The following is a 12,019-nucleotide window of genomic DNA, read 5'->3' on the forward strand; positions in this document are numbered from 1 at the left end:
GTTAGTTATCAGTTAGTGGTACAAAGGTAAAGGGATTTATGGAATTACGAGCGGGACTGCCCGGCAGTGCTACTAGCCATTTGATTTCCGGTAGCCTGTCTGACAAAGAAGCCCGATAGCCCGGCTAACCCTCCTACCAAACCACTTATTAGGGTTACTGCCAGTAAAGGAAATGCGGCAGTATTTGTTTTAAATAGCAATTCGCTCATGCGCCCGGTGAAAACTCCGTCAGTGCGGGAGTGAATGAGCAGGGCATAGGCCAGCCATACTACCGCTACCCCAATGAAGCTCTGTAAAAATGCCCTCCATGCGTTCTGACTCCGAAAAAAGCAGACAATAAAGGCTACTACGGCAAGGCTCCACCACGGAAGGATGAGTTGAGCCACCAGACTCAAAAGAGCAATTAGACTGATTTCAATCATGTTTGTCGTGCGGCTGGAATGCCGCTTTTATCGTTTACAATTGGTATTCTAGCGTTCTACTAGAACACTAATGCCCGTATTACTTGATTATGAGTTTGCGCTTGATGTGTGAATTTTTATCCTGTGCCGACTGCATATATAGCAGTTCATTAAGCTGACCAGTGCGCCAGGTTTCGAGCATGTTTAGGTAATAAGGACTGCCGGGATTACCCGACTGCCCGCCAGGATATACACCATAGGCTTTAGGGGTAGGACCGAGTGCGACAACCATTCGCCATGATGGTCCGGTTCGCTCGGTAGTTGCGTTAACAATACCAGCACCGCCCCCTATTTGTACGTTCAACGCACTAAGAGCGTCTAATCGGGCTAAATGACTAATTCGGGTAGCTTTATGGTTACCCCATTGCCATGCTGTACCGATAGGACCGTGCTGCCGGGTCAGCGAATCAACCACCATCCGAAAACTTTGCGTCAGTACGCTACCAATCGTCTCACGGGCGGGAGTTGTTATGTTATCGAACCAGTGGGCACTTGGTTCTTTCTCAGCCATATGAAGGGTTCGGTCGAAACTTGGATACCGTAATGTTGTCGTATCGTTACTAGGAAATTCATCTTTCCAGACACCATCCATATACTGACGCATCCACTCCGTGAAAATGGTTGGTGCAGTTTCGGCTATGTCATGATTATACCGCCATTTTTTAATGATTGCCAACGCCTTTACCTGATCGCCCGATAAGGTTTGCTCCTGAATATAAGGCAGAAATACTGGAAGCGCATTGGCCGCCCGCAGGTTCAGATTGTCATTCTGCAAAGAGCGCAAGCTGTCGGGCGTAGCCTGCTGCATAGCAGCTAACCGCTGATTAATTCGACTACCCCGTTCGTGTGAGCCAAATTGCCAGTTGATATAATATGGATATGTCGGGTCGGTCGATGATTGATTCGCCGAACTGACGAAGCCCCTGGCTGGATTTTTCACGTGAGGGTTCTGTGCTGCCGGAATCCATCCTTGCCAATCGTGAGCGGGATTAGTGCCATCTAATAAAAACTTACCCTGATCTTTCCATTTGAGTGGAAACCGACCGTTTGGCGAGATAGCAATGTCTTTAGCTACGTCGGCAAAAACGAAATTCTGGGCAGGAGCACCGTAATAACTTAACGCCTTTCGGTAATCATCATGGTTTTTGGCGCGGTCAAGTAAGTAATAGGTAAGGAAATCGTTGGAGGCTTCATGCGCAATCCAGCGGGCGGCATACCCAACGGGAACATTTTTTGCGAAGGGCTTCTGTCCAGCCTCATACATAACCGGACCATGATGGGTATAAAGTACGGTATCGACAACGTCGGCTTTCCCTTTCACTTTTATAACTTCCAGCCGACGGCTAACTGGTTTCCAACGGTTGTCGTGCCAGTATTCGCGCCGGTACGCATCTTTAAAGCGAATCTGGTAAAAATCCAGCACATCAGCGCCAACATTGGTAACACCCCAAGCGACTTGCTTATTGAACCCGATAATTACCCCCGGTGAACCCGGCATAGTGGCACCATATACATTCATTGTCGGGGTCACGAGTTGCATTTGATACCAGATAGAGGGCAGGCTAAGCGATAAATGCGGGTCATTAGCTAGAATAGGATAACCCGTTGCCGATTTTTGGGGGCCAACTGCCCAGTTATTGCTACCAATAGATGGGTCATGCTCGGGCCAGTTTATGGCCAACGGCTTGGTATCGTCCGGTAATAAACTGGCGGGAACAGCAGGCACTTTAACAGGAGTGAAATCCCACTTGGTGCCAACCGGAATAATCGGATCTTCCCGAAATGGGTAATCGGGGAAAAGGTCGGTGGTAACGGCTGGACCATACTTTTTGAGCACGTTGCTCATGTTCAGGTCGTCGGCACCAAGGGCCAGCACACCTGACATGTACTTCAGGAAGTAAGCACATTTAATGGGTTGCCAGGGTTCAGGGGCGTAGCCTAACAATTTATACTCGAGCGGATAATGAGCCGGTGTCAGCTGACTGATATAGGCGTTTACGCCCGCCGTATAAGCATTGACCGATTCACGAGAGCGCGGGTCAGTCATCATTTCTTTTAGGGCTCTTTCAGCCCCGAAGCCCATACCCAAGTGGCGATTATAGCGGTCCAGCTCCAAAGCTTTATCACCCACTAGCTCAGAAACTCGCCCAGCGGCTGCATGCGTCTGAAATTCCATTTGCCAGAGTCGGTCGCGGGCAGTGAGGTAACCCTGTGCAAAGTAAGCATCGTGATCGTTCTGGGCAAAAACATGTGGAATGGCTAGATCATCGAATACGATTGTAACGGGTGTTTTTGTCCCGTTGAGCGTGATTTCGTCATCGTCGTTGTTAATTGATTCAGCATTTTGCCAGAAACCCACAAACGGACTTAGTAAAGGTCCAAATGCCGGGACGCTACCCCACGAGCGATTTAAAGCCCACGCAAATACCAATGTGATAAGGGAAACAACTATTGCCTTTGTATAGCACATAATAAGTAGAAGCAGCAGAGAATGTTATAGATGCAAGTTTACCATTGTACTCTCCAAATAAAAAGTCTTCATTTCTTGCTCAGGTAATTCTTTTTCGTGTTGGTCAATAAAGACCGTTTAGTCAATTTTATAGGGTTCATTCTAGAAAATTTGCACCTGTATGGCTTTTGTATATACCCTATTACAGTTAATCTGGAAGAATTTACCTTTGAAAAGAAATCAAGAAAATGAAGTAGTTGGGCTAAAAAAGCCATACTAAAAAAGAAATTGTATTTTTGAGCGTATCTTCTATTTAGTCTATGCACGTTCTTGTGTTCCTATTTTTCATGACTTATGCGGCTATTGTTCAGTTAGATTCGCCCACATTCGACGTACAGGGCCACCGGGGTTGTCGGGGGTTAATGCCTGAAAATACAGTTCCGGCATTTTTAAAAGCTCTCGATCTCGGTGTGACAACCCTTGAGATGGACGTCGTGATTAGCAAAGACCAACAGGTAGTCGTTTCGCACGATCCTTACTTTAGTTCAGCCTTTAGTATTGCACCAAACGGAATTCCAGTTGATAAGAAAGAGCAAAAAAGTCTGGTTCTCTATCAGATGAATTATGACGACATCAAACGCTATGATGTTGGATCGAATGGCAACCCAGCCTACCCTGAACAACAAAAACTAAAAATATACAAGCCACTCTTGAGCGAAGTCATCGAACAGGCCGAAGCGTATCGGAAAGCCAAAAACCTGCCCTTGTTTTCGTATAATATTGAAATCAAAAGTGATCCCTCAGAATATAACAAAAGTCAGCCCGAACCTGCCGCGTTCTGCGATCTTGTGCAAAAAGTACTAAATAAACAATTTATGGCAGAGCGAGTTAACGCAAACCGGATAGTTATCCAAAGTTTTGACTTTGCTATATTAAACCAATGGAAGAAGGGAGTTGACCACATTTCGGCAGACGCAGGCTCTGAACCGGAAAACAAATACCCCAAAGTCAGGTTGTCAGCATTAGTCGAAAATTTGCGTAGCCCAGAAAAAAATCTGGAAGAACTTGATTTCAAACCAGATATCTATAGCCCTCATTTTCGACTAGTCAGTCAGGACAAAATTACCCGGTTGCACAAGCAAGGTATCAAGGTTATTCCGTGGACTGTCAATCAGCGCGATGATATGAAACGCTTGAAAGAGTGGGGCGTTGACGGATTAATTACGGACTATCCTGATCGGGCAAGCGGCTTATAAAACGAATTAGTTGAATTTACCTTTTCATTACTAACCTCCTCAAGCTGGTTGGTTTACGTTATTTTAGCCTCATGACCTCGCTAAATACCACGCTTAAATGGCTCCTGCAACGGCGATTGCCACGCATTGAGGCTATGATGAAACAGCCCGGAGCCGTGCAGCAGAAAGTCTTTACGCAACTTATTCAGGCTGGTTGCCGAACGGAGTGGGGCAAGAAACACGCGTATAAATCCATTCGAAGCATCCAGGATTTTCAGCGGCAAGTACCGGTATCAAGTTACGAAGAACTTTTTCCGTACATCGAAAGGGTCATGAAGGGCGAAAGTAAAGTGCTCTGGCCGTCGCCGGTGCGCTGGTTTTCTAAGTCGTCGGGTACAACGAACGCACGCAGTAAATTTATTCCCATTACAACTGAGTCGCTGGACGAAAGTCATTTTAAAGGTGGCAAGGATATGATGGCTCTTTATATAGCCAACAACCCCGATAGCCGGGCGTTTGAGGGTAAAGGACTTTCCATTGGCGGTAGTCTTCACCAAAATCCATACAGTACCAACAGTGCCGTTGGAGACATATCGGCAGTTGTCATGAAAAATCTGCCCAGTTGGGCACAGTACATCCGTACGCCATCCATCCAAGTTGCCCTCATGGATGAATGGGAATCTAAACTGGAACAGATGGCCGAGGTCACGTCGCAGGAAAACGTGACCAGTTTGCTCGGTACGCCAACGTGGGGCATGGTACTCATTGACAAGGTTTTAGCGCTTACAGGTAAATCGAACATTCTGGAAGTATGGCCAAATTTTGAAGTAATGATGCATGGAGCTGTCAATTTTCAGCCCTATAGGGAGTTATTTCAGCAACAGGTTTTTCCATCTAAGTCTGTTCGGTATCAGGAGGTTTACAACGCTTCTGAAGGTTTTTTCGCTATTCAGGACGACTTAACCCGCATCGGCGAAATGCTATTGATGCTCGACTATGGCATCTTTTACGAGTTCGTATCCATACACGAAGCCGACCAGCCTTTTCCGAAGGCGCTGACCATTGATGAAGTCGAATTAGATAAAAACTACGCTCTTGTTGTCTCAACGAATGGGGGTTTATGGCGGTATAAAATTGGCGACACCGTTCGATTCACATCCCTATATCCACACCGGCTGAAAGTGAGCGGCAGAACGAAGCACTTTATCAATGCTTTTGGAGAGGAAGTGATTGTTGAAAATGCTGAAACGGCTATCACGCAGGCATGCGAAGCCACCGGAGCCGTCATAACTGACTACACAGCCGGACCAAATTACATGAGTAATGGAAGCAATGGCTGCCACGAATGGGTCATCGAATTTTCTCAGGAGCCTGATAATCAGCAACGATTTAATCAGATCCTCGACGAAACGCTCCGGCAAATCAACTCCGACTACGACGCCAAACGCTACAATGATATGGTACTGAAACGGCCCCGCATTCATGTTGTACCACAGGGTACGTTTTATGCCTGGATGAAACAGCGTGGCAAAGTAGGTGGGCAGCACAAAGTGCCCCGCTTGGCCAACTCGCGGGAATATCTAGATGATATTCTGGGCCAGGTTCTTGAACTATAAGTACACCTATACAGTGATCATTTTCCTGACTAGCGGTTTGCCTCAGAGAGCCAGTGAAATTGTCTTTCAGCCAGTTGAAAATGCCTGTTCTGGCGTTTAAGCGCTACTATAGATGAATCATTTCGGATTTTGCCCCGTAATACTATGTGATTGGTATCCGGCATGCTGTACTGCATTGTAAAAAGTGCTGCAGTATCAGTAGCAAACTTTTTAAAGGCAACCGTGTGGTTTAGCGAGTCAAGCGAATAGCTGAAATATCCCCGGCGATACCGTTGTCTGAATAAAGTGTCAGCAGTTTGGATACTGCCCGAGTTATTTGTTTCAAAAATAACATCCTTCCAACGTAAGCTATCGACAACATTACCCTGAAATTGGTCAACCGTGAAAAAACCAGTAGCCAGCTTCTTTAGGGCCGATCCGCCGTTCGATCCCATCGTATTTTGGTATGATCCGTACAAAGGCTTGACTAAAAATAAAGTAACGAAAGCGATTTTCAGTACTACCTGACCCGTTCTCATCCACTTTTTTTGCAGCGTAAACTGAGAGGACGGTTGTGTTGGCCTGTTGAAAATGAAAAAATTAAGCAACCGTTTGGCATCACCAAGCAACAGGAAATTACTGAATGCAAACAAATGGATGGAAAACAGCTTGACAGGAATATCGTAGCAAAGATTCATCATCATGACATTCAGGAATACGCCTGCGGCTACAAACCCACCCAGCGTACTCGTACGTCGGAACAGCAATAATAATCCAGCCACCATCTCGACTGCACCTGAAAAAAACTGATAGGACGTTGAATAACCAACAAAATACCAGGAGAAGCGCATAGGCAGCAGGTCGCCCAGTGGAGTAGCAAGGGCACTCAATGAAGGGAATATCATCTGTTGCCCAAACAGTTTGATAATCCCGTAGCTCAAAGCCATTATTGCCACGTAATATCTAACCAGTATCAGCAGCCAATAATAAGCCGTATTATAATTTCGACGTTTGTCAAAAATTGTCCAAAATAACGTACCAGTGACAGCCAACAATACAAAGAGACATATCTGGGCATATCCATACGATGTGTCTCCACTGCCATTTAAAGGAACCAGTACGTCTTTTACGTGAAAGATGTATGTATTTGTAAGGTTAACTAACCAGTTCTCTATTTTACTGTAGTACTCACCGATCAGCTGCAATACGGGAACATCACTAAGCCATGTCCAGGGCGCAGTGTAAAGAATCAGATAAATACAGCAAAAGCGAAACAGTAACTTACGCCACCAGGACCACTGGTCGGCGTCGGCTGAAAGTACATTAGCATTCACCATAAACGAATCATTAGCTTGAGGAAGGTCACAACCACTACAGCCAAATATAATCGCCAGCCTCTAATTACCCACGTATCAGTCTATTCACTTTCAAAAATGTATTCGTCAGCACCTCTTTGTCAGGGTTAAGTACAACTGTTTTCAACACATCGCAGATAAACAATTCGTGGTCGCCTGCGTCTATACTGTGTATTACACGGCATTGCGCATACCCAATGGCTTCGGTTAAGTAAGGACAATTGCGGTTGTCGAGGGCACAAGGTAGATTTTTGAACTTGTCTTTATCGCGTCCAGATTGCTGACCGAGTTTACGAATCAGGCGGGTTTGGTCAGTTGCCAGCAGATTTACGTTCAGTATACCACTATCCCGCACCAGCTCAATTGTATAATCAACTTTATACAAGGCTACGGCCAGTACCTTGCCACCCATATCCGTCTGAGTGAGCCACGTCACAATGTTGGCGTTTTGTTTCCCACCAGCAACTGTCGTAATACTATGAACATCGTAGTTTTTGTACTTCAGCAAGCGTTTAGACATGAGTTAATTCTAAAAATGACAGTGGATTTTGGTCTATATTTTTCAGAATTGATCTGAAATAAACGGTTGATATCTATGTTACAGGGCAATATGTATCGTAGTTAACTTTGTACCGAACGAAGCCCGTAGCTATTCTGTTTTTCAATAGAGATCGGCATCATTAAAATTAAGAATGATACTCTTTTTCGCGCACTCATTGCCACGCTTCGGCGGACTTGTTATTAACTTTGTGAGTACATGAAGTCCTTCGACATACCTGAATATTACCGTAGCAGCATTATCACGCCCCTGAAAGAATTTCGGCGGAAGCGCGATAAATTAAAACGGGACTTTACCCCTACCCTGCTTGATTTTGGTCTTATCAGGGTGTTTATTGCCCGACACTTCGGGTTTTGCTATGGTGTCGAAAACGCGGTCGAGATTGCTTACAAAGCCATTGCCGAAAACCCCGATAAACGGATTTTCCTGCTGAGTGAGATGATCCATAACCCCGATGTCAATGCTGATTTGCATGACCGGGGTGTGCGATTTATTATGGATACAAGCGGGCGACAACTCACACCCTGGTCGGAATTAACCGCGAATGATGTCGTGATTATTCCGGCGTTTGGCACAACGTTAGAGACTCAAAACCAGTTAATTTCTCTGGGTTTGGACATCGAAAAATACGACACGACCTGCCCTTTTGTCGAAAAAGTCTGGAATAAGGCGAGTCAGATTGGGCAGAAAGATTATACAGTAATTGTACATGGCAAACCGAGCCATGAGGAGACCCGTGCTACGTTTTCGCACAGTAAGGAAGCCGCCCCAACGGTTGTGGTTAAAGACATGGCCCAAACGCAGCGGTTAGCAAAATACATCACGGGCGAATTACCTACGGAGGAGTTTTACACCGAATTCTCCGGCCAATATTCTATCGGGTTTGAACCAGGCCGAGATTTACAGCGTATTGGTGTTGTGAATCAAACCACTATGCTGGCTTCTGATACACAGAGTATTGCTGATTATCTGAAGCAGGTAATGATACAAAAATATTCGCTGACGGGAGATAATGTTGATGCTCACTTTGCGAATACGCGCGATACTCTTTGTTACGCAACCAACGATAATCAGGATGCTACTTACGCGTTGTTGACTTATCCAACCCTGGCCGATTTTGCCATTGTAGCTGGTGGTTATAATTCCTCCAACACCTCTCACATCGTTGAACTTTGTGAAGAAAAGCTGCCGACATACTTTATTGAATCAGAACAGAAAATCCTATCTGATAAGCTAATACGGCACTTTAATGGACATACCAAACAGGAAATCGTAAGCGAGAACTTTTTTCCAACCAGTAGCCCGGTTACGGTGTTACTAACCTGTGGGGCCTCCTGTCCTGATGCCGTTGTAGAGGGCATTTTATTAAAACTTGTCAGCTTTTTCCCCGATTCCCGACCTGTGGAAGATGTAGTGAGCGAATTTGTGCAATAAGCTTAAGGCACCTTTATCGTTACCTCCCGGCTCTCATTGTGCAACCTATCAAGGGCAGTTACTACGTACACATATTTCTTCTTCGGGTCGGCAGTTTTATCCACGAATCGCGTAGATGATTCGCCCATACATTGCGCTATTATAGAGCGAGGATCATTTGTTCGTAAGCGCGGGCGTCGACCCTCAAAACGGTAAACGATATAGGAGTTAGCGCCGTCGCCATCCATGGCTTCGGCTGATTGGTGCCAGAATAACTCAATCCCTTCAGTTGTCATGGCAGCTTTCAAATTATGCGGGGGTAAGGGCGGAATACTGTCCAGCCACTTCATTGTTGGCACGAGAGCAGGATGGCGATAGAAATTATTCTGTAACGAATCCCGAATAGACAGTGGGTTAGTCTGCAAACTTTTAGCACTAAAAAAGACACTCCCCTGTACGGCCCGCTGCTGCCGGTTGTAACGCATCTGCTCAGGAAATTCCGTTGCCCGTCCCCAACCAGGATCGCGTTCAGAACCACGCCCAACCCGGTAAGCTCCCTGCCCGATGTATAAGTGGCAATTACCGCAATTATGAGTCCACCACTCTACTAATGTTTTATAAGGCACCCGCCCAAACTCCGAACTAAAGTAGACTTGAGGGACAATGTAATCTATCAGACCATCACGCACCCATTTGCGGGTATCAGCATACAGGTCATAGTATGCCTGACCACCATTGGTAGCGGAGCCCTCCGGGTCATTGCTCTTATTTTTCCAAATACCAAACGGGCTGATACCAAACTTGACCCAGGGTTTATTAGATCGTATTGAATCACGGAGTTCAATAACGAGCTTGTTGACATTGTCACGTCGCCAGTCCGGCTTTTTCATGCCGTTGAAATTTGCCAGATACGTGCTGTCGTCGAGCAGAGTTTGACCAGCTTCTGCATAGGGATAGAAATAATCGTCGAAGTGAATGCCATCCACATCGTATTCACGTACCACATTAGCCACTATACCAGCAATATACGAGCGAACGGCAGGCAGACCGAGGTTAAAAAGCTTTCGTCCTCCATACGTTAACATCCACTCTGGTTTACGGTAAATGATGTTGGTTGGCGCAACGCTTGCCAATCTACCGAATGTTGCCCGATCGAGGTTAAACCAGGCATGAAACTCCAGCCCACGCTGGTGAGCCTGCTCAATCATAAATTCCAAGGGATCGTAAAAAGGCTCAGGAGCCAAACCCTGCTGACCCGTTAGCCACTCCGACCAAGGCTCCGAACCTCGGGCATAAAAGGCATCAGCCGCCGACCGAACCTGTACAATAACTGCATTCAACCCCATTTGCTGCTGTTGATCAAACATGGACACAATTTCGCGCTGCTGGTCGGCAACGGGTAATCCCTTTTTGCTTGGCCAGTCAATATTATCAACGGTTGCGATCCATACAGCCCGAAATTCACGCTTGGGGGGCACAGCGCTACGCTCAGCCGGCGTCAGCTCAGCGACTTCATCAAAATCTAACGTATCAGGCAGAGGTAATACAACTGCTGGTGTAATTGGCTTGGGAGCAAGAGGTTTAACCGCGACTGTTTTTTGAGGAGCCGGAATGACCGTAACGGGTCGGGTGGGCTTGGCAGTAGGTTTTTGAGTAGCAACAGGCTTGGCCTGCCGACAGCTATCACTAAAAAAAACGAAAAGTAGTAGACAAATATAAGCAATCAGACGCATCAGATAGAGCGAGTTAATTGCCAAAATTAACCATAGTCTGGCACACCTACGCTGATTATAAAATCGTTTTTTGCCGTTTAGCGTCTAGTCGGCAGGCATCACTGCAATAAATGACATTCTCCCAATCACGCTCCCACTTTTTACGCCAGCTAAATGGCCGGTTACAGACTGGGCAGAGTTTAACTGGCAAGTCTGACTTCTTGCGCATTTTCATATAGCCAAAACCCTTAGTCTACTCACTAAGTTTAAGCACTATGAAGGCATCCAGCAAAATAGAGGAATTGACCGATACAGATATTGACCGTATTATCGAGATGGCTTGGGAAGATCGCACTCCGTTTGAAGCCATTGACGTACAATTTGGTCTTTCAGAACAAGAAGTCATTGAGGTTATGCGTCGGGAGATGAATCCGTCATCATGGCGTAGATGGCGAGCACGCGTACAAGGGCGCTCAACTAAACATGCAATGTTATCGGCAGTCAGTAACGCCCGGTTTAAATCGGATCGACAACGGATTATATCATTAAATAAGATTACCAAACGATAAACATCCTATTTGGCAACTAGTAGAATAAACTTAATTTTGTGCCGTTTAAGAAAAGGATTGGTACTATTTGTTCTGTAATTTGTAGAAATCCAATAAGTTTTAAGAATTTTCTATTTCAAAAGATAGTAGATTTGTACCGTCTTGTAACTAAGTATTAACAGACTGCATCATTTATGTCGAGCCACAAATTAGATCAGATAGATCGCAACGTTTTAGAGATTTTGCAAGCCAACGCTAAAATCACCAATGCTCAGCTCTCCAAAGAAATTGGCCTCTCTCCCGCACCGACGCTCGAACGCGTTAAGAAACTTGAAACATCGGGTATTATCCAAAGCTACCACGCTCAGTTAAACCGCGAGAAAATTGGTCTCGGTGTTACAACGTTTGTAATGGTTACGCTGGTAGGGCATAAGAAGGAAACGACAATGTCGTTTGTAGAAAAAGTCAATGAAATTCCTGAAATCATTGAGTGTCACCACATTACTGGATCTGGAGACTTCCTGCTCAAAGTTATTGCCAAAGACATCGCTTCTTACCAGGGGTTGATGCTAGACGTTATCAACGAAATCGATGAGGTCGCCAGCACACAGACAATGGTTATCATGTCTACTTTTAAGGAAAGCAAAGTGCTGCCAATTCCTTGATAAATGTGATATAGGATGTATGATCCT

General features: G+C 45.6%; 11 protein-coding genes. 5 read left to right on the top strand and 6 right to left on the bottom strand.

Going from position 1 to position 12,019, the window contains the following annotated elements; all coding sequences use genetic code 11:
• Positions 1-44: 44 nt before the first annotated feature.
• The gene (locus ACFS25_RS30295) at positions 45-422 is read right to left on the bottom strand and encodes a hypothetical protein (protein WP_381508731.1); all 378 of its coding nucleotides are present in this window, start codon (positions 420-422) and stop codon (positions 45-47) included.
• Between the two features lie 79 nt (positions 423-501).
• Positions 502-2,931, bottom strand: a complete 2,430-nt coding sequence (locus tag ACFS25_RS30300; RefSeq protein ID WP_381508733.1) for a penicillin acylase family protein — start codon at positions 2,929-2,931, stop codon at positions 502-504.
• Between the two features lie 326 nt (positions 2,932-3,257).
• Here ACFS25_RS30300 and ACFS25_RS30305 point away from each other — a divergent pair, with 326 nt between their 5' ends.
• Positions 3,258-4,166: a glycerophosphodiester phosphodiesterase family protein gene (locus ACFS25_RS30305; RefSeq protein WP_381508959.1), complete on the top strand. Its 909-nt coding sequence runs from the start codon at positions 3,258-3,260 to the stop codon at positions 4,164-4,166.
• Between the two features lie 71 nt (positions 4,167-4,237).
• The gene (locus ACFS25_RS30310) at positions 4,238-5,761 is read left to right on the top strand and encodes a GH3 auxin-responsive promoter family protein (RefSeq protein WP_381508735.1); all 1,524 of its coding nucleotides are present in this window, start codon (positions 4,238-4,240) and stop codon (positions 5,759-5,761) included.
• A gap of 29 nt (positions 5,762-5,790) precedes the next feature.
• On the opposite strand, the gene ACFS25_RS30315 is transcribed toward ACFS25_RS30310, so the two are convergent.
• Together ACFS25_RS30315 and ACFS25_RS30320 are read right to left on the bottom strand one after the other, a co-directional pair.
• Complete coding sequence (locus tag ACFS25_RS30315; RefSeq protein ID WP_381508737.1) at positions 5,791-7,077, bottom strand: hypothetical protein; 1,287 nt, start codon at positions 7,075-7,077, stop codon at positions 5,791-5,793.
• Positions 7,078-7,141: 64 nt separating this feature from the next.
• Positions 7,142-7,615: a flavin reductase family protein gene (locus ACFS25_RS30320; RefSeq protein ID WP_381508738.1), complete on the bottom strand. Its 474-nt coding sequence runs from the start codon at positions 7,613-7,615 to the stop codon at positions 7,142-7,144.
• A gap of 237 nt (positions 7,616-7,852) precedes the next feature.
• Here ACFS25_RS30320 and ACFS25_RS30325 point away from each other — a divergent pair, with 237 nt between their 5' ends.
• Positions 7,853-9,088, top strand: coding sequence for a 4-hydroxy-3-methylbut-2-enyl diphosphate reductase (locus ACFS25_RS30325; protein WP_381508740.1), 1,236 nt, complete (start codon positions 7,853-7,855; stop codon positions 9,086-9,088).
• Positions 9,089-9,090: 2 nt separating this feature from the next.
• Here the strand turns inward: ACFS25_RS30325 and ACFS25_RS30330 are convergent, their stop codons facing one another.
• A complete protein-coding gene (locus ACFS25_RS30330; RefSeq protein WP_381508742.1) occupies positions 9,091-10,800 on the bottom strand; it encodes a glycoside hydrolase family 10 protein in 1,710 nt (569 codons plus the stop codon).
• Positions 10,801-10,855: 55 nt separating this feature from the next.
• Complete coding sequence (locus ACFS25_RS30335) at positions 10,856-11,014, bottom strand: DUF2256 domain-containing protein (protein ID WP_381508744.1); 159 nt, start codon at positions 11,012-11,014, stop codon at positions 10,856-10,858.
• A gap of 40 nt (positions 11,015-11,054) precedes the next feature.
• Between ACFS25_RS30335 and ACFS25_RS30340 the strand changes: the two genes are divergently transcribed.
• A complete protein-coding gene (locus ACFS25_RS30340) occupies positions 11,055-11,348 on the top strand; it encodes a TIGR03643 family protein (RefSeq protein WP_381508746.1) in 294 nt (97 codons plus the stop codon).
• Positions 11,349-11,521: 173 nt separating this feature from the next.
• Positions 11,522-11,992, top strand: a complete 471-nt coding sequence (locus ACFS25_RS30345) for an Lrp/AsnC family transcriptional regulator (protein ID WP_381508748.1) — start codon at positions 11,522-11,524, stop codon at positions 11,990-11,992.
• Positions 11,993-12,019: the final 27 nt, after the last annotated feature.

The organism is Spirosoma flavum (genome assembly GCF_042686045.1).
GTDB classification, from domain to species: domain Bacteria; phylum Bacteroidota; class Bacteroidia; order Cytophagales; family Spirosomataceae; genus Spirosoma; species Spirosoma flavum.

Coding starts and splice junctions, on each gene's coding strand:
- ACFS25_RS30320 (WP_381508738.1), bottom strand. CDS start 7,615: ATGTCTAAACGCTTGCTGAAGTACAAAAACTACGATGTTCATAGTATT.
- ACFS25_RS30295 (WP_381508731.1), bottom strand. CDS start 422: ATGATTGAAATCAGTCTAATTGCTCTTTTGAGTCTGGTGGCTCAACTC.
- ACFS25_RS30340 (WP_381508746.1), top strand. CDS start 11,055: ATGAAGGCATCCAGCAAAATAGAGGAATTGACCGATACAGATATTGAC.
- ACFS25_RS30325 (WP_381508740.1), top strand. CDS start 7,853: ATGAAGTCCTTCGACATACCTGAATATTACCGTAGCAGCATTATCACG.
- ACFS25_RS30300 (WP_381508733.1), bottom strand. CDS start 2,931: ATGTGCTATACAAAGGCAATAGTTGTTTCCCTTATCACATTGGTATTT.
- ACFS25_RS30305 (WP_381508959.1), top strand. CDS start 3,258: ATGACTTATGCGGCTATTGTTCAGTTAGATTCGCCCACATTCGACGTA.
- ACFS25_RS30345 (WP_381508748.1), top strand. CDS start 11,522: ATGTCGAGCCACAAATTAGATCAGATAGATCGCAACGTTTTAGAGATT.
- ACFS25_RS30335 (WP_381508744.1), bottom strand. CDS start 11,014: ATGAAAATGCGCAAGAAGTCAGACTTGCCAGTTAAACTCTGCCCAGTC.
- ACFS25_RS30310 (WP_381508735.1), top strand. CDS start 4,238: ATGACCTCGCTAAATACCACGCTTAAATGGCTCCTGCAACGGCGATTG.
- ACFS25_RS30330 (WP_381508742.1), bottom strand. CDS start 10,800: ATGCGTCTGATTGCTTATATTTGTCTACTACTTTTCGTTTTTTTTAGT.
- ACFS25_RS30315 (WP_381508737.1), bottom strand. CDS start 7,077: ATGGTGAATGCTAATGTACTTTCAGCCGACGCCGACCAGTGGTCCTGG.